This window comes from Microbulbifer mixtoriginis (SeqCode) (genome assembly GCF_052466715.1).
The window spans coordinates 1893370-1918078 of record NZ_CP174288.1 but is presented as its reverse complement, the minus strand read 5'-3'; the positions used below and the strand labels follow the sequence as shown (position 1 = coordinate 1918078).

Here is a 24709-nt window from a genome sequence, read left to right as displayed (position 1 = left end):
GGCTTCGGTAGGTGAAGTCTTCGCCTTGCTGACATCCTTGTCAACACTGTCTTTCCGGTGTGTGCAAGCGGTAGAATAGCGCCCTTTCGCCGGCAGCAGAGGTCGGCCAGAAAATTTTCTATAACTCCAGGGAGCTGTCTTTTGAACAACTCACATCCTGCATTTGAACTGGTTACCAGCGCAGATATCGATTCCCTCGGCGTACGTGTCGAGGAATACCGCCACACCACCACCGGTGCCCAACACCTGCACATTGCCGCAGACAATGCGGAAAATGTTTTCCTGGTGGCACTGCGCACTGTGCCCCACGATTCCACCGGTGTGGCCCATATTCTCGAGCACACCGCACTGTGCGGCAGTGACAAATACCCGGTGCGCGACCCTTTCTTTATGATGATTCGGCGTTCACTCAACACCTTTATGAATGCCTTCACCAGCTCAGACTGGACCGCCTACCCCTTTGCCAGCCAGAATCGCAAGGATTTCAATAACCTTCTCGATGTCTACCTGGATGCGGTATTTTTCGCCACACTGGACCCACTGGATTTTGCCCAGGAAGGGCACCGCCTGGAATTCGCCGAAACCGAAAACACCAGCAGCGAGCTGGTATACAAAGGCGTGGTGTTCAATGAAATGAAGGGCGCCATGAGTTCGGTCAGCTCGCAGCTTTGGCACACCCTGAGTAAATATCTGTTCCCCACCACGACTTACCACTTCAACTCCGGTGGCGAGCCTACAGATATCCCCAAACTCAGCTATGAAGAATTGGTAGATTTCTACCGCAGTCACTACCACCCCAGCAACGCCATTTTTATGACTTTCGGCGATATTTCCGCCGCCGAACACCAGGCAGCTTTCGAAGAAAAAGCGCTGCACAAATTTGAGAAGCTGGACAAGACGATCGAAGTGGGCCGCGAAGACCGCTATCACGCCCCGCTCAAGGTGGAAGAGCACTACCCGCTTAGTGGTGAAGCACTGGAAGAAAAAACCCATATCGTTCTGAGCTGGCTACTCGGCGACGTTACCGATCTGGAAGAGGCCCTCACTGCACACCTGCTCGCCGGCGTGCTGCTGGATAACAGCGCCTCCCCACTGATGAAACTGCTCGAGACCACTGACCTCGGCACCTCCCCCTCCCCCCTTATCGGGCTGGACGATTCCCAGCGGGAGCTGGTATTTGTCTGTGGCATTGAAGGCAGCGAGCGCGAGCGCGCCGACGAGCTGGAAAAACAAGTGCTCGCCGTATTGGAAGAAGTTGCCGAGAAAGGCATCCCCTACGAGCAAGTAGCTGCCAGTCTGCATCAGTTGGAACTGCAGCAGCGCGAAATTGGAGGCGATGGCTACCCCTATGGCCTGCAACTGATCCTCACCGCGCTTACCGGCGCCACTCACCGCGGTGATGCGGTTGGCCTACTGAATATCGACGCTACCCTGGAAAAATTGCGCGATCAGATCAAAGACCCGATGTTTATCGCCAATAAAGCGCGCGAACTACTGCTGGAAAACCAGCACCGCGTGCGTCTGGTAATGAGCCCGGACGATAAACTGGCCGGGCGTAAAGAGCAGGCGGAAAAGGCGCAGTTGGCACAGATCAAAGCGCGCCTTAGCGAGCAGGAAAAAGCGCAAATAGTCGAAACTGCCAAGGCCCTCACGGACCGCCAGAATCGCGAAGATGATGCCTCCATCCTGCCCAAAGTGGGGGTAGAAGATATTCCCGCAGAAATGCCGGATGTCGAGGGTGAAATCACTGAGATCGGTGAACAAAAACTCACCCGCTACAGCGCTGGCACCAATGGTCTGGTTTACCAACAAATGGTGTGTGCACTGCCCGAATTTAGCGAAGAAGAAAAGGCGCTACTGCCCTACTACTGCCAGGTATTGAGTGAGGTTGGCCTCGCCGATAAGGACTACCTGGAAGTCCAGCAGTGGCAGACCCGTGTCGCCGGTGCCCTGCACGGCTTCACCAGCAGCCGCACCGCCATCGACAACCTCGATCACCTGTCCGGCCACTTTATTCTCTCCGGCAAGGCACTCTCTCGAAACCAGAGTGAACTGACCGAACTGATGCAGGCCACTATGACACAGGTGCGCTTCGATGAGCACGCCCGTATCAAAGAGTTATTACAACAGACCCTGGCGCGCCGCGAACAGGGTGTTGTCGGCAACGGCCATGCCCTCGCCATGGCAGCCGCCAGTGCTGGCTACAATCGCGCAGCCTGGGAGAGCCACGCCAGCGGCGGACTGCTTGGCCTGCGCAACCTGAGAGCCATGGTCAAAGGGCTCGATGAGAAAGATGGCCTGCAGCAACTTTCTGCGCACTTCCAGGCAATCCACAATAAAATCCTCGCCGCCCCGCGCCAGTTCTTGCTTATTGGCGAAGAGGAAAAACTCAGTGACTTCAGCCAGGCACTGGCACCACTTATCTCTTCATCCAGCACGGCTGCGGCCAATCCGGATGCGCCTTTCGAGCGCAGACGGGTACAGGAGCTCTGGGTGGCCAACAGCCAGGTGAATTTCTGCTCCAAAGCTTACGCCACCGTACCCATGTCGCACCCGGATGCCGCACCGCTGTCCGTATTGAGCGGTTTCCTGCGCAATGGCTTCCTGCACCGCACAATTCGCGAACAGGGCGGCGCCTACGGTGGTGGTGCCGGACACGACAGCAATATCGGGGTATTCCGCTTTTACTCATATCGCGATCCGCGTATGGGAGAAACCCTAGAGGACTTCGATGCCTCCCTGCAGTGGTTGGCCGAAGGCAAGCACAAAGAAGAGCAAGTGGAGGAATCGATCCTCGGTGTGATCGGCGGCCTGGATAAACCCGGCTCCCCCGCCGGCGAGGCCAAAAAGAATTTCCACTCAGGCCTCTATGGACGCAGCCACGAAGTACGCCAACAGTTCCGCAAGCGGGTAACCGAAGTTACTTTGCAAGATCTGCAGCGCGTTGGTGCCACTTACCTGGAACCGTCCAAAGCCAGCACCGCGATTGTCACCGGCCCCCAGGGCAGTGAAGCGGCTGCGAAGCTCAACCTGCAAGAAGAAAAACTGTAAGTGAGGCAGGCCCCGGCAGTATTAGCTGCCGGGGCGCCGGTTTTACCCGTTTGCAGACAAATAGTACTCGGCAGTAATCATTTCTCCTGGATCCATGCCGTGATCCCTAAGCGAAGTCCCGATGAGCAAACAAGATAATATCTACGCAAACCCACTGGGCCAGGTGGCCGGCTTTGAATTTGATCGGCAGGTGGTGCAAGTCTTCCCGGACATGATCAAGCGCTCCGTGCCCGGCTACACCACCATCGTGGCCATGATCGGCACCCTCGCGGAACGCTATGCCCAAGCGGGCAGCCGCTGTTATGACCTGGGCAGCTCACTGTGTGCCGCCACCCTGGCCATGCGCCACCGTATTCCCGCAGCAGACTGCGAAATCATTGCCGTAGATAATTCCGAAGCGATGGTATCCCAGGCGCGCACTGTACTCGAAGCGGATAGCGGTGAAGTACCCGTGCAACTCATTTGCGACAACCTGCAAAACGTAGCGATTGAAAACGCCTCCGTTGTGGTACTGAATTTCACCCTGCAATTTATTCCGGTTGAGGAGCGCGAGGAAATCCTGCGCAAAATCCAGCAGGGACTGCGCCCCGGCGGCATCCTGATTATTTCCGAGAAAGTGGACTTCGCCGATAAAGACCACAATGAACTGATGATTGAGTTACACCACTCTTTCAAGGCCGCCAATGGCTACAGCGCACTGGAAATTGCACAGAAACGTTCCGCTTTAGAAAATGTGCTGATTCCAGAGACCTTAGACACCCACCGCTCTCGCCTTAAGAGCGTCGGCTTCACTAGCGTCGATGTCTGGTTCCAATGTTTTAACTTTGCCTCCCTGATCGCCATCAAAGGCAGCCCCGATAAGTAACTACCCGTGATTGACTACACCCAACTCTACCAAGGCTTGCAACATATCCCAGAGCTGCGCAGCTGGCTGGCTCAGCTTCCTCAACAGGTAGCGGAAAACCTTAGCACTCATCGCTGGGGCGACCTGCCCGACTGGCGCGCAGCTGTCGAAGCCCTACCGAATATCGCTCCCTCCAGCATCGAGCTCAGCAATAGCGTGCGTATCGGCAAGGCCAGTGACGCCTCGCCTCAGCAATTGCAGCGACTAGAACAGGAACTGAGAAAACTACACCCCTGGCGCAAAGGCCCCTGGGAAATTTTTGGCCTGCCTATCGATACCGAGTGGCGCTCCGATTGGAAGTGGGACCGGGTGCTGCCGCACCTCGCGCCTATGAAAAACAGACTGGTACTGGATGTGGGCTGCGGCAACGGCTACCACTGTTGGCGCGCCTATGGCGCTGGGGCCCGGCGGGTGATCGGCATAGATCCCTCGGCAAAATTCGTCGCGCAGTTTTACGCCCTGAAAAAATATCTCGGCGACGAACAGCCGGTAGACCTGCTGCCACTCGGCATCGAAGCCCTGCCCGCAAATCTGCGCGCTTTCGATACCACCTTTTCAATGGGTGTGCTCTACCACCGCCGCTCGCCGATGGACCACCTGCGCGAGCTGCGTGAGACCCTGCGCCCTGGTGGACAACTGGTGCTGGAGACCTTAGTGATTGATGGCGGGCTCGGGGATTGCCTGGTACCAGAGGGCCGCTACGCTAAAATGCGCAATGTATGGTTCTTTCCCAGCTGCGCCACCCTGGAAACTTGGCTACGCAAGTGCGGTTTTCGCAATCCTAGGACAGTAGACTTGAATATCACCAGCCTGGAGGAACAGCGGCGCACCGACTGGATGCACTTTGAATCACTGGCCGACTTTCTCGATCCGCAATCACCGGACAAAACAGTAGAAGGTCACCCCGCGCCCAAACGGGCTGTTTTGGTCGCGGAAGCGCCATAGCTTGTTTCACAGCCACAATCTGGAAACTCATAAATTCCGCAAAAGCCGTAACAAATAGAATTTTGTACGGAATAGCGACTGCCATCTTGATTGTTGCGCCTTGTAGGGCAAAGTGCGCCCCCAAATGGTGCAACTATATCCTTAAGGGAAGGCCGCGACTGTCTGCGGCCCAGCGCAGAGAATTTATATGAGTATTAGCGTATTTGAACTGTTTAAAATTGGCGTAGGCCCCTCTAGCTCCCATACGGTGGGCCCAATGGTCGCCGCCCGCCAATTTGTTCAGGACCTGCGCGACCGCGACCAACTCGCAAGAACCGACCGTATTCAAGTACACCTTTACGGTTCCCTGGCCCTGACCGGAATCGGCCACGGCACCGATATGGCGGTACTGATGGGACTGCTTGGCCAAACCCCCGATACCATCAATGTCGATAGTATCGATGAAAAGATGGCCGCCATTCACAGCGAACAAGCACTGACACTTAATGGTGACCACAAAATAGAATTTGTTCGCGATCGCGACCTGCTCTTCCATATGGAAGAGTTCCTACCGCAACACTCCAATGGCATGACCTGCCAAGCCTATTGCGGCGAAGAACTGCTATTCGAGCGCAGTTATTTTTCCATCGGCGGCGGCTTTGTTCTCTCAGAGGAAGACTTCGCTCACAAGGAAGAAATTGCCACGCTGCTGCCCTACGATTTTAGTAGTGCCGAACAGCTGATGAAGATCTGCGATCAGCACGATTGGACCATTGCCGAGTTGGCCATGGAAAACGAAAAAGCATTTCGCAGCGAGCAGGAAGTCAAGGACCGCCTGTGGAATATCTGGAAAGTGATGAAAGCCTCCATAGAGCGGGGCTGCCAACAAAAAGGGATTCTGCCCGGCGGCCTGAAAGTACGCCGCCGAGCCGCCGAGCTCTATCAGGAGTTGAGTAAACAAACAGCGGAAGAGCGCAATCGCGGCCTCGCCATCCTCGACTGGGTGAGTTTGTTCGCGCTTGCCGTCAATGAAGAAAATGCTGCTCGGGGACGTATCGTTACCGCCCCAACCAATGGGGCCGCCGGTGTTATTCCCGCAGTGATCGCCTATTACGTGGAATTTGTGCACGACCCGAAAGTGCACGGAGAACTCAAAGAGCAGGTGGTAAAATTTATGCTCACTGCCGGCGCCATCGGCATGCTATTTAAGAAAAATGCCTCTATCTCCGCCGCCGAAGTGGGCTGCCAGGGTGAGATCGGCGTAGCCTGCTCAATGGCCTCCGCAGGCCTAGCCGCCGTGGAAGGCGGCAGTAATCAGCAAACCGAAAATGCTGCCGAGATTGGCATGGAGCACAACCTGGGCCTCACCTGCGATCCCATCGGCGGCCTGGTACAAGTGCCCTGTATCGAACGCAACACCATGGGCGCGGTAAAAGCCATCAACGGCGCACGCCTGGCCCTACGCGGTGACGGCTCCCATATCGTACCGCTAGATAGCGTGATCGAAACCATGCGCCAGACCGGTATCGATATGCAGAGCAAATACAAAGAGACTTCTCTGGGCGGGCTGGCGGTTAACGCCGTTAACTGCTGATGGGCTTCTTTATGCCGGGGCTGGGTTTGGCCTCGGCAAGCTTGCCCTTTCAAAAATGCACACCCAAAACATGCTCATCTCTTGTCATTAAGGCAGGATCACTATCGAGAACTATTCAATTGGAACCTTAGAACCACGGTATTGTTGGAATGTCTCATGTCCCCTATCAATTGTTTACTCCGCACTCTCTTAGTAGCTTCATAAACCATGAACATTATTGAGCAAAGGTGTTATTACTCCATAATTCACCTTCCTCAAAGGCAAATTATTGTTTAATAGAATGCTCGCCATCTGAATGAAGTGGAACTTCAGTAAGTGCCCGTTTTATTTCCTCGAGCTTTTCGGGAAGGCTGAACCCCAGATGTTTATTGAGCCTATCCAGTGAACGCTCTAACTCCTGAAATGTTTCAAGTATTTTCTCTACCTGCAGCTTTCCTTTATCTGTCAGAAAAAAAAGCCTCCTTCGCTTATCACTTGAGTCATCTTCATGCTTAATGAGTGAGAGCTTAAGTAACTTCGGAAGTTTCTGCTTAATCAGCTGAGGGGAGGAGTCTGTCTCACGAGCAATTTCATTCAATGACAATCCATCCAATCGATGCAAAGTCACGATGATTGAGCAAGATTTAACCGGAACTTGCACACCATTTCTCGTGAGAATTATCTCGCACTGCTTGGTGATAAGAGTAGAGATAGTCTCCGCAGTCTTGCCAATAAAGTAATTCTCAGGGCTCATAAAAGACAACTCTCATCCATCTTTCAAATTAATTTGGGGCTCATCAGCAGAGTATTGATGCTTGATTCTACCACAACCTTCAAATATATTTATAAATATGTTTATAAATATGCTTATAAATATATTTATGGAGGGTAGCAATGCGGACAAAATGGATCATCTTCACTCTTTTCTTACAGCCCTGGGGAGCGCTAGCGCAAACAAACTGCTCTGTTCAGTTACAAGACCTTTCAAAGGATATTGAAGCTCTTAGAGTTGAGGCCGATATACCGGGAGTAGCGATAGGAGCAGCGTTAGACGGAGAATTGGTGTATGAAGAAGGTTTTGGCTTTGCTGACAAGTTACACAAAACACCGGTTACTCCCTCCACTATTTTCCAGATTGCCTCAGTAACCAAGCCAATCACAGCTTTGGCGGTAATGGAGATTGCTGATAAGCACCTGCTCGAACTAGAAAGTTCTGTGACTCTTGAACCAGGCTCTCTCCTAGTGAACCCCCATCACCCCTCAAAGGAAATCACCCTACTCCAACTGCTTACACATACATCCAGCATACAGGATGGTATGTATTATGAGGTGGATTTCAGAACACCCGGGCAAGATTCAGCAATGAAGCTTTCCGAGCTACTGGAAGATATCCTTCTAGAGAATGGCAAATATTATTCAGCAGATAAGTCTTTCCTGAAATCCCCGCCCGGGGAGCAATGGAGCTACAGCAATATGGGCTACAACTTGTTGGGCAACTGGGCCGAGCAACAATCTGGATTGAATTTAAAAGATTGGACTCAGAAAAACTTCTTTGAGCCACTGGGAATGGATCATACTTTCTGGACTATAGCAGATATGTCTGGGTTAGAAGTCGCAACGCCTTATCAAGCCCTTTCTGATGGCCAGCTTGTCGCAGTTGCACAAAGTAGTACTCCCGGATATCCGGCAGGAATGTTGCGCTCAACAGTATCAGATTTGACAAAATTCTTTGGTGCGGTTGCTAATTCAGGTGTATTTATGAGGGAGGCTATTTCCTCCCAAAAGGTGCTTCAAGAGATGTTTGCTGAGCGCTCCATGAGTGGCATTCCAGACCATCTGGAAAGTCAACTTGTTGCATGGAATAGCTATAACTACAAAAAGCGCTCCTATTTAAGCCATTGGGGTGGCAATATTGGGGTATACACGGCCGCTTATGTTGCTCCTGAAACAGGGCTTGCACTTGTCATTCTCACCAACAGGAATGCAGAAAGACCTCAGATTAATATGCTTAAAGAGCTATCTAAAAAAATCTATGATGTAGTTGAAAGATGTAATACTAAGACTGCAGTGGAAAATTAAAATCACATTGAATAGATACGAATTGAGCCTTTAATTATTTTAAACTCACAAAAGCGGTGCAAATATAAGCATCAGAAATTGCGAGGGTAGGCAAGCCTACCCCCGTATAAAGATGAATAGTTGGATTAGTTCACACTTTTAGAGTGGTATACAATCGCTTGCCACACGTTTTGCTGACCGCCGATATAATTCTCAAAGGTAGGATTCTTAATATAGTTCCAGGCCACTTTGCCGTTACCTAGATACATCGGCTCATCCAATCCACCCCATCCATAATCGGTGAGTTTTACTGGCCCTTCAAGTACATTGAGGTCTGCGTCAATCTCCATCACATAGTAAGCTTTAGGTACCAGCATACGCAAAGCCTCACCCTTCTTATTGGAGCTGCGGTTGTATGGGAGGTTATCAGAAATACACTGGAATTGTGCATAACCAAACAAGTAGCGGCCGTTTTTTAAGTCTACCAGTTGCGGGTCACTAATTTGGCAATCGGAATCTTCCGCCAGCCACTTGAAGCCATTCCCCTCTATATTGCCTCGGCCATCAACTTTTGCGATGCCTACGCGAGTTAAGGATGATGTATCCAGCGCACCACCAGAATAGAGTCCTTGCCTCGCAATCAGCGGGTAATCGCCACCATAGTAGTTATCTTCAAGATACGCGAAGAAACAATTTTTATAGTCTTCAGCCGCACATTGGTCATCAAAGGGGCCGTCGCCACTAGTATCTATACCAAGTACATCCTGTAAGAACATATTCATATTCTCATCTTCAATGTACTTAGGAGAAACAACCACTGAGAGATTCGTGTTCGCATCCACTGGAACAACTGTGTGCCCTCCCCCATTGGAGATCATCGCACTTGTGGTAGGGACTACGTGATTATAAGTACCCTCAAAAGAGTCGCTATCTTCCATTTTAATAGCAATCGCTTTCAAACCTGGTGAGGGGTGGTAATCGTTTCCGTCACTGGTACAAAGTGCCCCAAACATTTCATTCCCAGGATTATAGAAAGCCCGGATATTAAGCACATGCCCATGTCCACATGCCCAGTCCCAGCCCCTGTTATCACTTCCGGACATCTTCAAGGACCAATCATCTCGCTCGATCACCGTCAGCCCAGCTGAATAGTGAGAGCCGCTGACAAGTACTCGCGCAGTGACGGAGAATGCATAATTGGTGCGCCCTTTACTGTCATTTTCAACATACAGTAGCTCTTGAGCACCTAAGTGAGTGCCACCGTGCATTTTATTAACTACGTAAGCATCAGGTTTCTCAGACAGGGGCTTGTTATCCCACTCCATTAACCAAATCTGATCGTTGTACTTTTTCTCATTATCAGTACCTGCAACAGCGTCGAGATTGTCCTCAATCTTCATCCAAGTGGTGCCGTACTCCTCTACAAGGTCTTTCTGAACATCGTAGCGTTCACTTGCTTTGTATTCGGTGTTACATAAAACAGCGACTCTAGAGCAGTCTGCACTTGCAGTAATACCATGGGATTCATAGCACTGCTTAAGGATAGTGGTATTGCCCGTTTGATCGAAGCTTGAGGTTTCGGGGTTATATTGCAGCTCGTAAACAGAACCGTATGTTGGATCAGAAGCTTTTAACCCTTCTGATAATGTAGTGGATACAAACATCCGCGGTTTATCAGTATCCGTAGCGCAAGTTGCCGTATAGCTGCGAATTGGAATATCAATGTATTCCTCATCCTGTTCACTATCTGTTCGGCCAATATAGTGTGCGAGCTGATACACCTCCTGCGCATTCACCATTGCGTTTGGCAGAGTGATATCTGTAGCGGTTATTGTGGCAAACCCCAGGTTAGAGGTAGAAACACCTCCAACCGTTACCGTCGAGGGGTCATTACCGGGGATGGGCGTATCGCTCCCAGCTGGTGTCTCAGGTTCAGAGCCTGAAGAACCGCCCCCTCCGCCGCTACACGCAGCCAAAGCTGCAGTTAATGCCAGCACCAATAGTTTCTTGCTAAATAACTTGTCCATAATCGCCTGAAATCTTATTTTTTGATTTGTGTGTTAGGTAAGGATTAAGAATTAAGTTCCAATGAGTCACGAAATGAAAATACGAAAAGAATTTTATTTTTTCGTGAATAATTTTCTGTGTCGCATTTAAAAAAATGAAGAAACTAAAGCCTGCCTATATCGGCGCCTTTCTGACGATATTTGTCACCTATATACAAATTGCGTTAGAAGTGTTCTCTACACTCATAAAGCTCTATTAAAAATGGGTGATATTATTCAGTATGAGCACTCCCGAATTGCTTATTGATGACAGCCAAGCACCTGCTTCCGCAAAAAAACTGGAGGCTTTAGCAGCAAATAAATGAACGTCTAGCCGGCGCTCACTCCTAAACGCTCACTCATCAGCTTAACCTTACAGCTCAAGTCACCTAAGCGAGACTTGCCCAGGATAAGAAGCACTATCGCTTTTCAATGCAATTTTGCTCTGCTTAAAAGAAAGCAACAAAGGGATCAGGATTAGAGTAATCGGTGTAGCAAATAGCTCCCCGAACACTAAGGATATAGCCGCTGGCTTTAAATATTGGGCTTGCTCGCTGGTTTCGGCTAATAAGGGTAGCAACCCACAGATAGTAGTCACCGTAGTTAAGAAAATTGCCCTTACGCGACTTTTCCCAGCTTGAAGTAGCGCTGTTTTTACTGGCACACCCTGCGCGTAGAGCTGGTTAAATCGGCTCATTAATACTAGGGAATCGTTAATCACTACCCCAATCATTGCCATCATTCCAAATAAGGATAATAAGCTTACTGGGAAGCCCAGTAGGCCGTGTCCAATAATTGCCCCCGCAAAGCCCATTGGAATTACCGACATAATAATCACTGGTTGCCAATAGGATTTTAATGGTATCGCCAACAAAACGTAGATCAGTAAAAGCGTCAGCAACATGGACTTCTTAAATCCAGCCTGTACTTCTACTATTTCGGCAAATTCACCAACGGCTTTAATTTGGACACCCGGGTAAAGGCGCTCCAGTTCTGGCACAAGCTCTTCCTTTAGCCGCTCCCAGTTTTTTTCCGGTGAACTGACAGAACGATTCTGACGCCAGTAGATGCTGACCACTTCATCGCGATCTCGCCGATAAATGACCTCCGGTTCCCGCTCATACTTCAGCTGCGCTATTTCACCTAAGCTTACGTAGCTGTTATTGCCCAGGTTAATAGGAGTGGCTTTTAACTGCTCGATTGTTTTAGTCTGCATTTGAGGTAAGCGAGCCAATACCAATGTCTCTGCCCCTTTATCCAGCAGCCTGTGTATCTCAATCTGGCCGAATGCACCTCCAATCACAGAAGCCAGATGACTTTGATCAATTCCCAGGCTGGCTCCCCGCTCATTGACCATAATTTTCAGCTGTCTTTTGGCTAGCTGACTATCATCGTAGACATCATTCACGCCAGGTAACTCTGCCAGTAAAGCCTTGAGACGGTCAGCCACTTGTTTCGCCTGATCTCGGTTGCTGGCAGAAACCGCAATGGCAGTATCGCCCGCCGGTTCTTCCGTAAGGCTAAACTTCACTGCATAGCTCCCCTCCAAAACACCTGTTTGCAGCCGTAGCTCCTGCAAAAAGCGGTTGCTCTCTACTCTGGCCAGGGCGTCATGTGTTAATTCCGCTGTCAACTCTATGGTCTTGGTGCCTTCCTTTGACACGATATACTTGCTAACAGGTGACTCCGGAAGTTCATACTCCTGTTGCAATCTATTTGCGGTGCGCTTGATGGCCTGTTCAAGTTGATCGGTATTACGTTCCGCTAAAGTATTTGCAGCTCCATGCTGCATGGTGACTTTAACCGTGGCATAGCGTCCTGGAATTTCGGGAAAGAATACTGAGGCGATATGCCCCTTGAACATAGCGCCATAGGCCAGCAGAAAAAAGGAGGCAAATAGACTGATGCTTGTTTTCCGGTTTGCCAGGCTCATTGACAAAAGCGGAATATATATCTTATCTGAAAATTGACTTAATGAACGGTTACATTTCTCTCTGGCGATCTCAATCCATCGCTTTATTGCATATTTGGTGTGAGTACGTGTATTTGGGTAGCTTAAATGCGCGGGCAATATAAATTTGCTTTCAATTAGCGAAAATATCAATGCAAATATCACTACAGCAGAGAATCCTGATAAGACTTTTGCCAACTCATTTTCAATCCATAGCATCGGTGAGAAGGCCGCGATTGTAGTCAATACGCCAAAAACTGTGGGCACGGCTACGGCTTCAACTCCTTTCCAGGCAGCCTTTTTCGTGTCAGTTGTATTTTGTCTCGCCTGGTGAATACTTTCACCGACCACAACGGCATCATCTACCAATATCCCCAGTACCAAAATCATACCGAATATAGTGATATCGTTGATGCTGTAATCCAGGGAAGGAAAACCCATCAATGTAATCGCACCAGCCAGGGATATGGGAATACCTAAGGCAACCCAAAAGGCCAGCCGCGTATCTAAAAAAAGCACCAATAGCAATAAGACGATGAATAATCCCTGCAAGGCGTTGGAACTTAGCAAGTCTAATTGCTCGGAAATATAGGGAGACATATCCGCCATTACATCCAACTGCATGTTCTTGGGTAATGTCGATTCCAATGATTCTAATACTGATTTTGTGGCTTCATGGATATGAAACAGGTTATCCTTTTGGCTGGTGGATACCATTAATGCGATTGCTGGTTGCCCCTGATATCGAACAATACTGTCGGTTTGCTCATAATCTCGCTTAACAGTAGCGATATCACTGAGCCTTACTCTTGCCGTCGATTTAGTGATAATGGGAATATTCCTAAGTTTCGCCAAGTTGTCAGCCAGGGAACTGCCCTGCAGAACAATATTGCCATTGGCAGTTCTTAATTCACCACTGCGATATTCCACTGACCACTGGCGAATACGTTCCGTTAGGTTTTCAAGAGATAAACCGTAGCGTTGAAGTTTCCTGGGGTCTGGCTCTATAGCCAATAGCTGCTTTCTTTTACCCAGGTTTGTCACTTTGGAAATAGCAGGATGTTTCTTAAGCGCTCGCTCTACTCGTGAGGATACCTGCTGAAGCGAATCATTATTGTCACCACCGTAGACCATGACAAACGCCGCAAGATTCGTATATTCACTGCGATAAATACGCGGTCGTTCCGCCAATACGGGAAAGCCTTCGATACTTTCAACTTGATTGCGAATATCTTCAATCAAACGATCCAGGTTCACATTAGTATTTTTTTTCACTACCAATAAAGCGTAACCTTTGCTTGATTGGCTGGTTATGCGCTTTATTCCTGCAACACCACTAATAGCTTCCTCAATACGCTGTGTAATACTCTCATCGACCTGGCGAGCAGTACCGCCGGGGTAGACAACGGAGATTTCGACTTCCGTAGGTGGAATTTGTGGAAAGCTTTCCACCCGCAGATTTTGAAAGGTCAGCAAGCCTGCAACCAGAATGAACGCCATGAGAAGGTTAGCGGCAACTGGGTTATCCAGGAACCAGCGTGAAAGTGTTTTCATATCCAGGCCTTAGTGGATAGTCATTGCAACCGCTTGACCTTCTAAAAAGTTGGTCAAAGGAAAGCGAACAAGCTGACGATTCTGGTGGGGTCGATTCTTGTAACGAAATAGAACCGAATCCGGCCGCATATCCAGTAGCTCTATCTCTTCCAAAAGGAGTGATTGTTCAGAAACGCTCCATACTTTCCCATCTTCTGTAAGAACCGATGCTGGAGCACTGACAACATAGCTCTGTGTGTTGCCTGCAAACACTACATCGACCTGCTGATCAGCGAGCAAAGGGGTCTCGCGCTGAAAGGGGTTAGCCACTTGCAACATAAGGCTGCGCTGGCGGGTGGTCGCATCCATGATTGGGCTTAGGTAACGGACCGAAGCCTGCCATTGTTGTCCATCAGGCGCCTCTATAGTGATTTTGTAGGGGCCTTTCTGAAGGCCGTTTAAGCGCTGCCAAGTCTGCTCGGAAAGCTCAACTTTGACATCCAGGTAGTCACTGGCTGCTACTCGAAAGAGTACATCCCCCTCATTTATCCATTGGCCAGGATGGATTAAATCGGCAATAACCACCGAGTCAAAAGGTACTTTAATTTGTGTATCAGCCAGCCTCTGCTGGGAGGATGCGAGAGCTCCCCTCGCCGCTTCTCGATTTGCCTCTGCGGCTTTGACATGCGGCTCCAGTCGGCCAAATGATGACTTCGCTTTATCCCCTCGTTTTGCCACGTATTGACGCATGAGTATTTCGGCCAAGCTGAGTTCAGCCTCTGACACTCTGGCTTGAGCAGCACGGATTTCAGCCTGGTAAAAAGTATCCTGTAGCGACGCCAGTATTTCTCCCTTCCTAATGAGACTGCCCGGCATTGCGTGGTTAGCAATATGGGTGACACGCCCCCTCACTGATGCGATAACCTCAGTCGCCCAGCGGGGTTGTGTTATGCCTGTTGTTTTGACTTCAAGCTGAGCATCCGTCGGTACTGCCTCCACGACAGTAACAGTAAGGCCAGACGCTTTGGGCTTCTCCACCATGGCTGCAGGCTGCTGCTCAGCCATAAGCCACAGCCCCACCAAGACCAGCAAGCTGGTGGCAACAATACCTGCAGCCCGCCGCTTTAACCAGATTCCAGCAATTTTCATCATGCCTAGGCAACTTACATTTTATGGAACACACTTGCACCATAACCAATAGCAGATTATGATACAAGCATGTTCCATAAAGTTCAGGTAATAACTCCATGGCTGATCACCTAGATGCGCGTATTCAGAAGTCACAAACTGCGATCATGAAGGCGAGTATGGAACTCCTGAGCAAAAATAGGGAGGCATCCTTTAGCGATATTGCCCGGGCGGCCGGAGTTGGGCGCACTACCCTTTACCGTCTTTATGACACGAGAGAAAAGCTGATTAAGGCGGTTGCGATTCACTGCCTGGAGGCATTTGATAAAGCCACCGAACACTTGGAAAGCGAGGCTGAATCAGCTCTGCAAGCTTTCCACCTGATGTTCAAAGCGATTTTTCCGCTGTCGGCCGAAATGGAGTTTTTAATGAAGTTGGGAGACTTTGATGAAGATGACCCAGAGCTCACCGCTATCTATGAGAAACAAGAGAGTGAAATCGCTACATTGGTGGAATACGCAAAATCTGAAGGCAGCCTGTCCAAGAAACTTCCTACTTCCTGGGTGGTAAACCTGGTGGAGGGCCTGCTTTATACATCCTGGCTAACAAAAAATGCAGAATCCATAGATCACGATACGCTGGCCGATTTAGCGTTTCACACATTTTGCAATGGCGTTGCTCGTTAAGCATTGAGAGAGTTGTTAAATGACTCAGCCAGTTACCACTGTTTCAAAATCAACAGATGATGATTATACGAAAGGCAAGCACAAACATTCTTTACTTTCGATTTTTACCCGATTTAAGTGGCGAGTATCTCTGACCCTATCGCTGGTCGTTATTGAAACACTCCTCGAACTACTTTTTCCACTTGCCATCGGCTGGGCTATCAATAGTCTATTAGAACAGTCCTATGATGGCATTTATTTATTGGCAATCTTGGGCACTATCTCTGTCCTCATGGGAAGTGTTCGAAGGTTTTACGATACACGAATCTATGCACATATTTACCAGGTAGTTACATCGGAAATGGTGGCCCGTGAAAAAGCAAAGAAACAGTCTGTATCGACTATTACTGCGCGCTCCAGTTTATTAACTGAAATTGTCGAATTCTTTGAAAATAGCCTGCCAGAAGTTATTACCGTTTCTATTGGTATGGTGGGTTTGCTCATTATCATCAGTGCTATCAATCTCAACGTCTTTCTGGCTTGCCTGGCAATTCTCGCTTTGATTATCCTGATCTATTGCGTAATCGGAAATACCAATTACCGGCTGAATGAATCTTATAATAATGAGCTGGAATATCAGGTTGATGCGCTTAAACAACCAAATGTTGAGCATGCAAAAGCACACTTCCGGCGCCTTATGCGGTGGAATATTGAATTGAGCGACCTGGAAACAGGCACCTACTTTATATTGTGGGCTAGCATAGTCGCTTTGTTTGTTTACGCTCCCATAGCAGCAATCGATGGGGGCCTGGTTAACTATGGATTGATCGTTGCCTTATTAATGTACGTTTTCGACTTTATTGGGAAGGTATCTGCGTTACCACTCTATGTTCAGCAGGTTATTCGTTTGAAGGAGATTTCTAATCGGATTGGATCATAAGGAATAGGAGACCATTGGCCTCCTCTTTCTCCTCATGATCGGTTACAAAAAAGCATATGCAAAAAATCTGGTTTGGATTTGGGTTCTCCAATCACTGGGCCTCCAGAAATGAATCTAATGTAATGGGATTTACCTTTGGATATTAACTCTTTCTCAGCTGCATCGGTGAAATCTGCCTTAGGCAGCTGCGGGGGTTAGCGAAGGTGATGGCTTTTATCTCTTTGTGAGTTTACAGACGTCAGAGGTGGTATTGGCTGTATTATTATAGAGGCTTTCTTTTTTACCTTTTGCTTTCTAGCTAGGGTTGGTCAGTTGATGCTAGGTGCTTTTTGATCTTTTTTATGCGATGCGGTCTTGGTAACTGGCCACTATTCCTGATTACTTTTCTATTTACTATCAGTAACAGGAAAGAGATAACCAATAGAGCCGGTGTGCGATCTTTTTTGTTGCGGTGATCATTTTGGAGTTAGAGGGCCGGGGTGGCCGATATTTGGGGCTCGGAAGGTGAGGTTTTATTGCCGAAATCGCCTCCCCTATTCTATAAAGCTGAGCGACTCACCCAATACTGATTTTATCTCAGGTGAAAATTTAAAAGATGCTTTAAAGGCTTAGAGGAGTAAGCGGCGGCTGTAAGACATACCTGTTTCCAACTCGACAAACGCTGGGTACACGGCATAAGCGACTGTCGACACTACCTTTCTGCCATACCCTGCTATTTCCTACCCATTCTCTCGATACTACTTTCCACTTTTTCTCCAAAGTCACAGTTTTCTAAGCCCAAGCATAGATATTCAGCATTGCACTTCCCCTTAACTATAAAGTAGAAAGAAATCGTACCGAAACTAGCGCCAGTAACGCTGGCTATCGCCTCTTTCTAATCTATGGAGGTCCTAGATTGAGGACCTTGAGCCTGTACCGACCTCTGTCAACACTTAACGCTGGCCGTTACCGAACAACGCCCATGACTCGGGATCCCAGCGGCTTGCTAAACCTTACCGGACAGAGGGCTTTCACCTCCATTTTTTTGTCGATTTAGCTCGGCGCACTAGGTGTTAAGAATTTTATTCTTAAAACATACCAGCAAGAAATGCACAAAAGAAAACATACCAAATAGCTAAAAGCCCTGAGAAAAATCTATTGACTACAGTCCTAACACCAGAAATAAACATCCACTTAAAAACCACAACCGAAACCATGCGATAAATCACTATTTCTCCAAAGTTCAAATCACCATAAGAGACATTGCTATTTCTATCTGCCTTCTCTATAAAATCGCTAAAACAGTTCACCACACATACAAACCCAACCAATAGAAAAAACCAAAGCCATCTCTCTACGGGAGAGGTTATCGACATAGACATAAAGTAGAGAATTGGCTGAAATAGCAACCACAAAAGTGGAGCAGCCAATATTGAAACCGATAATAAAAATGCCGTCCAAAATGTCGACGCGACATTAAAATGTATGTGATTTTTATGCCAAACACTTTGTGGTAGCTTTTTCTCCTGAATAATCGCTAAAACTGCACGTCTAACCGCATCACCAAATCTCACTTATGCCCTCCAAATCACAACCAGGCATATCTACATCCCCTCCAAAATAAACTCGCATAATCATCATATTTGGTTTTTGAAAAAATGGAGCCCAAATAAAATATTGACATAAAAATAACATCCTTGTGGCTCCTCAGAAAGAGCAAAGGCTCAGCATTCTAGTCATTTTCTTATAGTGCCAATCACTTGATATGAAAATATCAATGACATATTGATATCTGGCGCAAAGCACTAAATAGATTATTTCTTATACGAAGCATCTGAAAATCCTATGCTCCTACCCCCATTACCCCTGTGCCGACATCTTGAAGACACAGTATTTTTCAGCTAGGCACCCCAGCCAATAGATACAATATAATGTGCCAGGAATTATCGGAAGACACTATATATAGTGATCCAGATCAAGTGCTTCTCCCCTGGACTTTTATAAGCTTCCCGCACAATCTGTGAAGGAAAGCCCATGACCAGTACCTCTACCCCAGAAATTGACAGTGACGCATCTCCTACTCAAAACCTAAGCAGTTTTCTGGTACGAAAGCGGGATGGTCGCGCTGTGGCTTTTGATCCTCAACGTATTACTTCGGCACTTGTGCGGGCCGGGCAGGCTACTGGTGAATTCGGTGAGGATGAAGTTGATTGGCTAATCCAGGGCATCCTGAAAGTGATTAATCATCGCTTTGATGCTGTGACACCAGTGGATATTGAAGAGATCCAAAATATTGCCGAGCAAATATTAATCAATTGCGATTATATAGATACTGCTCGGGCCTACATCGCCTATCGGGAGCGACATGCGCGCATACGCAATGATCGACAAACTCTGGTAGATGTTGGGGCTTCCATTGAAGAATATCTGGAGCAGGCGGACTGGCGTGTCGCTGCCAATGCCAACCAGGGCTACTCCCTCGGCGGCCTGATTTTAAATAGTGCCGGTAAAATGATTGCCAATTACTGGCTAAATCATGTCTATTCCCCGGAGATTGGTGCAGCCCACCGGGATGGTGATTTACACATCCATGACTTGGATATGTTAGCCGGCTATTGCGCCGGTTGGTCGCTGCGTACCCTGCTGCACGAAGGGCTGAATGGAGTTCCTGGCAAAGTGGAGTCGGCACCGCCCGCCCACTTGACCAGCGCAGTTGGGCAGATCGTTAACTTTCTTGGCACATTGCAAAACGAATGGGCTGGAGCCCAGGCATTTAGCTCCTTCGATACTTATCTCGCACCCTTTGTACGCAAGGATCAGCTGGATTACGCCAGCGTACGCCAGTGCATGCAGGAGCTGATTTTTAACCTGAATGTGCCATCCCGCTGGGGCACCCAGACTCCCTTTACCAACCTCACTTTCGATTGGGTTTGTCCTCAAGACTTGCGAGAGCAGGTACCGGTGATTGCCGGCAAAGAAATGCCATTCACTTATGGTGACCTGCAGGTGGAAATGGACCTGATAAACCGCGCCTATATTGAGGTGATGAGCGAGGGGGACGCGCGCGGCAGGGTCTTCACTTTCCCAATTCCAACTTACAATATCAGTGAGGACTTTCCCTGGGAGAGCGAAAATGCGGAACGGCTATTTGCCATGACTGCCCGCTATGGACTGCCCTACTTCCAAAACTTTATAAACTCAGACCTCAGTCCAAACATGGTGCGCTCCATGTGTTGTCGCCTACAACTGGACCTTCGAGAGCTGCTTAAACGGGGCAATGGATTATTTGGCTCCGCGGAACAGACCGGCTCTCTCGGTGTAGTAACGATCAACTGTGCACGTCTGGGCTATTTGTATAAGGGGGACTGGGACCTCCTGCTCGCCCAGTTAGATAAACTACTGCTACTTGCACGGGACTCTCTGGAAGTGAAACGTAAAGTGATTCAGCGGCATATGGATGCCGGCCTGTTTCCCTACACGCGTCGTTATCTTGGCACTCTGCGTAACCACTTCTCCACCATTGGCGTTAACGGCATTAATGAAATGCTGCGAAACTTTAGTGAAGACCGTGAAAGTATCGTCACAGAGCCCGGTAAAAAACTTGCCGAGCAATTGCTCGATCATATTCGTTTGCGAATGACACAGTTCCAGGAACAAACCGGCCACCTCTATAATCTCGAAGCCACACCGGCTGAGGGAACTACTTACCGTTTTGCCCGCGAAGACCAAAAGCGCTATGAGGATATTATTCAGGCTGGCAGCACGGAAGCACCTTACTATACCAACTCATCCCAGCTGCCAGTTGGCTTTACCGATGATCCTTTCGAAGCTTTGGCCCGGCAGGAATCCCTACAATCCCGTTATACGGGCGGCACTGTGCTGCACCTATACCTGGGCGAACAACTGCCAGATGCCGATAGCTGCCGCCGCTTATTACAGCGCGCCCTGAAAAATTATCGGCTGCCCTATATCACAGTAACTCCCAGCTTTTCTATATGCCCAGTACACGGCTACCTGAGTGGCGAACACGAATTCTGTCCCCGCTGCGATGAGGCCCTGCTCGCTCGTGAGCAATCTTGCTGCAGCGATTAAAACCAACCACCAAAGAGAGACATCATGAATAAACCAACCTCACCACTCAAAAATGAAGACCGTACCCGCTGTGAAGTCTGGAGCCGGGTGATGGGCTATCACCGCCCGGTCTCCTTCTGGAATCCAGGCAAACAATCGGAACACAGAGAACGCCGCTTTTTTGTTGCTGGTAGTGACAAATAGCTATGGCTGAAAAGCTGCGCATAGGCGGTTTTACACCATTTACCGCTATCGACTTCCCTGGTGAATTGGCCGCAGTGGTCTTTTGCCAGGGATGCCCATGGCGTTGCCGCTACTGCCATAATGGTGATCTGTTGCCGGCCCGCGCGCCCAGTGCGTACGACTGGGACCAGATATTGGAGTTTCTAGCCAGCCGGAAAGGACTGCTGGATGCGGTGGTATTTTCTGGCGGAGAGCCAACTGCCCAGGGGGCACTGGAAGCCGCCATTGCCCAAGCCCGAAGCCTGGGGTTTAAGATAGGTTTACATACTGCCGGGATCTACCCTCGGAAACTGAGTCACTTGACCCCCAGTTTGGACTGGGTTGGGCTGGATATAAAAGCGTTGCCGGAAAATTACTCAGCCATTACCGGGGTGGATGGTAGCGGTACCGCACCCTGGCAATGTGTAGAGCTACTCGTCGAGGCGGGAACAGCAATGCAAGTACGCCTTACCAGGCATCCTCGCCTCACCAGCGATGAGGAGCTAGCTCAAATTCAGGAAAAGCTTCGCAAATACGGTGTTCATCATTTAGAGGTGCAGCGTTGTAATACTGAGCAAGCGCTTGATCAAACATTAAAGCTCCTATTTTGAATGTGTATATAATGGCTAGCAGCAAGTAGACTTCATTATTTCTCTAGATTTAATCAAAATATAAATTTCCCTGTAAACTAATAGCGCCATTAGGTCACCATCCAGTAATAAACCACCACACTTCATACAGGTACTAATCGGAAAGTAGTAAAAAACTAGAGTTCATTTCACAATAATAAATTCAGTCTGTACTGAGGCCAACGAAAGGTCAACTACTTGAAGTAGCACCATCAACGGTTGAGGAGCCTGAAATTAACTATTAGGCTCCACCGAAATTTTTGTTAATCCCCTGTATTAAATACTAGAAAAACGACACTTTCATAGTTTCTGTTAAATAGCAGGCCTATTTTAATTAAGTAGTAAATGGAAAAAAACGTGCAACATAGTCGATAAAGTCATTCATTGGTATGTATTTATCGAAACCACTGTCAGTTTCCTCTTTTGTTGGTAAAATCCAATCACCGTCGATGCACTGCTGAATATCATATTGTGAAGCTAAAGAAACTATATAACGCTGACTTGGGTCACTAGGCTCACCAATTGTCCAGCTCAAAAATGTACGGTCACTACTATCTACTACATGCGGGTAATTATCTGTCCCTGTACACCAACCTACAAGGTCTGTTAAGGGTATATACCCAACTATTGGAGAGAGGCCCAGGTCTAAATCCACCCAAGTATAAGTATCTAGGTGCCTCGTATAACGTCTATAAACAACGTCGTAAATTATACGGTCTCCCTCTTTTAGTGCTACTACAAGAAGGACATTTGCTGCTTGACCGGGGTTATCACCAGGAAACCAGTGTGGCTTAGTCTTCATATAACTCGCTTGGCTGCATCGTTATCTTCGTAAATTTCTATCATATCCAGCAGTTTTAGCCTTTCTGCATGAGAAAATCTACTATGCCCATTTGGCCAAAAATCTAAAATAGCGTAGGCATTTTCTTTTAGAGAGTGCTGGTAATAAATTAAAAAGCAGTCACTTGTCCAGCGCTCTTGGTAATCTCTAAGATGGCGTTTTGAGGTCAGCTCGCTATAAGTAAATTTTTGACCACTAACATTGCCGGTCTGCACAGTTCTATCAATCAAATGTATGTGACTACAAGTACCTGCTTTATCTCTGGGGTAATCAATACCTAAAATCTCTACAGGCGGCCTATCACAGGCAACATCACGACCAAATAAGTATTTGGCGTTAAGGTAACCAATATCTCCAAGCCCATTAAATTCTAATTCGCCCTTTATATAATTAGCGAAGTCGTCAACAAGCGCATTTAGTATAGGGTTGTTTTGTAGCTGGAGGTCAAAACCATTGGACCACCATAACTCGATAGATCTCATAATCTTCTCACTTAACCCTTAGCTTGAAATTCACACCATACTTATTATCATACTCCTGAGCCTTCCTGAATGCCTCTTGAATACGTAGTTTCTGCTCTTCTGTGGGCTTGAGCAGCCTAGGCTTTTTCGGTGGGTTAGATGTCCCTTGTTTATTTTGTGTCATAGCTCTGTCCTTGATTAAAAGTTATATGCTCGAGAGTACATTAAAAATATAATGAATATCCCGAAGGGTTAGGGTTAACTGTATAGATTATACCTCGACTTAAGCCCGCCCACTTTAATACAACTGATTTTAACAGATGGAAGGGAGAAGTTGTATCTTTGCTCTTTGACACGATAGTGCCAAATGCACAATAGTTAATTTATCTACAGCTAAGTGATCACGTGCTATTGAATATTCTAACCCTTCTCCAATGAGTTTATTTTAGCTGTAGCCTTCTGAAGATTTACTTTATCAAAGTCAAAAGAGAATAGTGTTGCTGCCGTTAGACAATCGCAAGCTCCTAATTGAAGTGATTATTGTCTACCCCTACTTATTGATATCTATAGGTTATAACCTGAGAAATTTATCGTAGTTTTCATGCCACAATACTTAGATCGTCCTCTTAATTTACTAGTGAGTGGCGGCAGTCTGGTTTTTACACTATCGCTATCGGCCTATGGATTACTACTAATGAGCAGGATCATACTGTGGGCCTATTTTACGATCCCCTTGTTGATTTAATGGCCATCCTAGACGGGCCAGAAGCAATTATATTTCTGAGAGACAGCTTATCTTTTCATTATGGAATCGGCAGTCGGCCAGGTGCATCCGCTTTATGAATCTTCTGGTGGCGGGCTTAAAGGTCAGTAAAGAGGCCTAGCTTGGCCTCTTCCCGATAGGACACCAACGCCAGCAGTTCAATCTTGTATTTGAGCAATACTTTGCTTTCTTAGGGCGAGCGCTTTGGGCTGCGTTGAATGAGAGTGAGTAAGTTGACTTTTGAGTTTAGTCGCAAGCTCTTCGGCCAATGACTGACTTTGCAACAAGGCCTGGTTTACCGAATTTCGATGCCGCTCATCCTCAAACTCCTGATATTCAACGTTGATCTCATGGACTTGATCGACCCCCAGGTAATGGCTCAATGTCCTGATATGAGGACCCAAGTGATTCATGTTCTCGCGTATTCCCCCCTCTGCAAAGCCAAACTCTCCGGCAGAAGTAATTAGCACCAGAACCTTCCCCGACATAATGGGCACAAGAGGATAGTCTCCACGGGCCAAGTCAAAGGTGAAGGTCTTGTTAATACGTATCACCTGGTCGAACCAGGCTTTTAAAGCCGCCGGCATACCGTAGTTATACATTGGGGAGGACATTACTATGACATCCGCCTGGTCGAGTTCATTGATCAAAGTATCCGATAATGTAACCAACGATTTTTGCTCTTCACTGCGCTGATCTTCTGGAGTGAATACAGAGGCAATCCAGTCCTGGGTAATGAATCCTGGCGGGGTCTGGCCAACATCCCTATAGATGAGTTTATCTTTTGGTCTTAGCCCAAGCCAACGCTTCACAAAAGTCGCGGCAACGGCCTTGGAGATAGAGGAGTGTTTTGGTATGTCCCTATACTCCTCCGGTACCTGAATAGTCCCAAAAATCTGAGCGCTGGCTTCAATATGAAGAAGGGTTTTCATCTACTAGACCTCGAAAAATTCATCATTTGGTCTAGCGAT

16 protein-coding genes and 1 pseudogene are annotated in these 24709 nt (G+C 48.0%); 9 read left to right on the top strand and 8 right to left on the bottom strand.

What is annotated here, in order from left to right; all coding sequences use genetic code 11:
- The first annotated feature begins 141 nt into the window (after positions 1–141).
- The 4 genes from ACJJH9_RS08530 to ACJJH9_RS08515 all read left to right on the top strand — a co-directional run bounded on the left by ACJJH9_RS08530 (position 142) and on the right by ACJJH9_RS08515 (position 6473).
- Complete coding sequence (locus ACJJH9_RS08530; RefSeq protein ID WP_444924952.1) at positions 142–3051, top strand: insulinase family protein; 2910 nt, start codon at positions 142–144, stop codon at positions 3049–3051.
- A 121-nt stretch (positions 3052–3172) separates the two neighbouring features.
- The gene (cmoA, locus tag ACJJH9_RS08525; RefSeq protein WP_252085733.1) at positions 3173–3916 is read left to right on the top strand and encodes a carboxy-S-adenosyl-L-methionine synthase CmoA; all 744 of its coding nucleotides are present in this window, start codon (positions 3173–3175) and stop codon (positions 3914–3916) included.
- A 6-nt stretch (positions 3917–3922) separates the two neighbouring features.
- Positions 3923–4900, top strand: a complete 978-nt coding sequence (gene cmoB, locus ACJJH9_RS08520) for a tRNA 5-methoxyuridine(34)/uridine 5-oxyacetic acid(34) synthase CmoB (RefSeq protein ID WP_444924951.1) — start codon at positions 3923–3925, stop codon at positions 4898–4900.
- A 187-nt stretch (positions 4901–5087) separates the two neighbouring features.
- Positions 5088–6473, top strand: coding sequence for an L-serine ammonia-lyase (locus ACJJH9_RS08515; RefSeq protein WP_444924950.1), 1386 nt, complete (start codon positions 5088–5090; stop codon positions 6471–6473).
- A gap of 265 nt (positions 6474–6738) precedes the next feature.
- On the opposite strand, the gene ACJJH9_RS08510 is transcribed toward ACJJH9_RS08515, so the two are convergent.
- Positions 6739–7206: a hypothetical protein gene (locus ACJJH9_RS08510; RefSeq protein WP_444885117.1), complete on the bottom strand. Its 468-nt coding sequence runs from the start codon at positions 7204–7206 to the stop codon at positions 6739–6741.
- A 140-nt stretch (positions 7207–7346) separates the two neighbouring features.
- Here ACJJH9_RS08510 and ACJJH9_RS08505 point away from each other — a divergent pair, with 140 nt between their 5' ends.
- A complete protein-coding gene (locus ACJJH9_RS08505) occupies positions 7347–8531 on the top strand; it encodes a serine hydrolase domain-containing protein (protein WP_444924949.1) in 1185 nt (394 codons plus the stop codon).
- 125 nt (positions 8532–8656) lie between these two features.
- Here ACJJH9_RS08505 and ACJJH9_RS08500 read toward each other — a convergent pair whose 3' ends face one another.
- The 3 genes from ACJJH9_RS08500 to ACJJH9_RS08490 all read right to left on the bottom strand — a co-directional run bounded on the left by ACJJH9_RS08500 (position 8657) and on the right by ACJJH9_RS08490 (position 15191).
- Positions 8657–10537, bottom strand: coding sequence for a hypothetical protein (locus ACJJH9_RS08500; protein ID WP_444924948.1), 1881 nt, complete (start codon positions 10535–10537; stop codon positions 8657–8659).
- Between the two features lie 403 nt (positions 10538–10940).
- Complete coding sequence (locus ACJJH9_RS08495) at positions 10941–14060, bottom strand: efflux RND transporter permease subunit (protein WP_444924947.1); 3120 nt, start codon at positions 14058–14060, stop codon at positions 10941–10943.
- A 9-nt stretch (positions 14061–14069) separates the two neighbouring features.
- On the bottom strand, positions 14070–15191 hold the full coding sequence (locus tag ACJJH9_RS08490) for an efflux RND transporter periplasmic adaptor subunit (RefSeq protein ID WP_444924946.1): 1122 nt from the start codon (positions 15189–15191) through the stop codon (positions 14070–14072).
- A 95-nt stretch (positions 15192–15286) separates the two neighbouring features.
- On the opposite strand from ACJJH9_RS08490, the gene ACJJH9_RS08485 reads away from it, so the two are divergent.
- Together ACJJH9_RS08485 and ACJJH9_RS08480 are read left to right on the top strand one after the other, a co-directional pair.
- Positions 15287–15853, top strand: coding sequence for a TetR/AcrR family transcriptional regulator (locus ACJJH9_RS08485; RefSeq protein WP_444909749.1), 567 nt, complete (start codon positions 15287–15289; stop codon positions 15851–15853).
- 19 nt (positions 15854–15872) lie between these two features.
- Positions 15873–16772 (top strand): ABC transporter six-transmembrane domain-containing protein, encoded by a 900-nt coding sequence (locus ACJJH9_RS08480; protein WP_444924945.1) that lies wholly within the window; start codon positions 15873–15875, stop codon positions 16770–16772.
- A gap of 1067 nt (positions 16773–17839) precedes the next feature.
- Here ACJJH9_RS08480 and ACJJH9_RS08475 read toward each other — a convergent pair.
- Positions 17840–18325, bottom strand: a complete 486-nt coding sequence (locus ACJJH9_RS08475) for a hypothetical protein (RefSeq protein WP_444924944.1) — start codon at positions 18323–18325, stop codon at positions 17840–17842.
- Positions 18326–18785: 460 nt separating this feature from the next.
- Between ACJJH9_RS08475 and ACJJH9_RS08470 the strand changes: the two are divergent.
- Positions 18786–21026, top strand: a pseudogene (locus ACJJH9_RS08470) (ribonucleoside triphosphate reductase).
- 2 nt (positions 21027–21028) lie between these two features.
- Positions 21029–21655 carry an anaerobic ribonucleoside-triphosphate reductase activating protein gene (locus ACJJH9_RS08465; RefSeq protein WP_444924943.1) on the top strand — a complete coding sequence of 209 codons (627 nt, stop codon included), beginning with the start codon at positions 21029–21031 and terminating at the stop codon, positions 21653–21655.
- A 352-nt stretch (positions 21656–22007) separates the two neighbouring features.
- On the opposite strand, the gene ACJJH9_RS08460 is transcribed toward ACJJH9_RS08465, so the two are convergent.
- The 3 genes from ACJJH9_RS08460 to ACJJH9_RS08450 all read right to left on the bottom strand — a co-directional run bounded on the left by ACJJH9_RS08460 (position 22008) and on the right by ACJJH9_RS08450 (position 24670).
- Positions 22008–22475: a hypothetical protein gene (locus tag ACJJH9_RS08460; RefSeq protein ID WP_444924942.1), complete on the bottom strand. Its 468-nt coding sequence runs from the start codon at positions 22473–22475 to the stop codon at positions 22008–22010.
- Positions 22472–22996 carry a type II toxin-antitoxin system YafO family toxin gene (locus tag ACJJH9_RS08455; RefSeq protein ID WP_444924941.1) on the bottom strand — a complete coding sequence of 175 codons (525 nt, stop codon included), beginning with the start codon at positions 22994–22996 and terminating at the stop codon, positions 22472–22474. The genes ACJJH9_RS08460 and ACJJH9_RS08455 overlap by 4 nt, the downstream gene beginning before the upstream one ends.
- 900 nt (positions 22997–23896) lie before the next feature.
- Positions 23897–24670 (bottom strand): FMN-dependent NADH-azoreductase, encoded by a 774-nt coding sequence (locus ACJJH9_RS08450; protein ID WP_444924940.1) that lies wholly within the window; start codon positions 24668–24670, stop codon positions 23897–23899.
- Positions 24671–24709 lie beyond the last annotated feature (39 nt).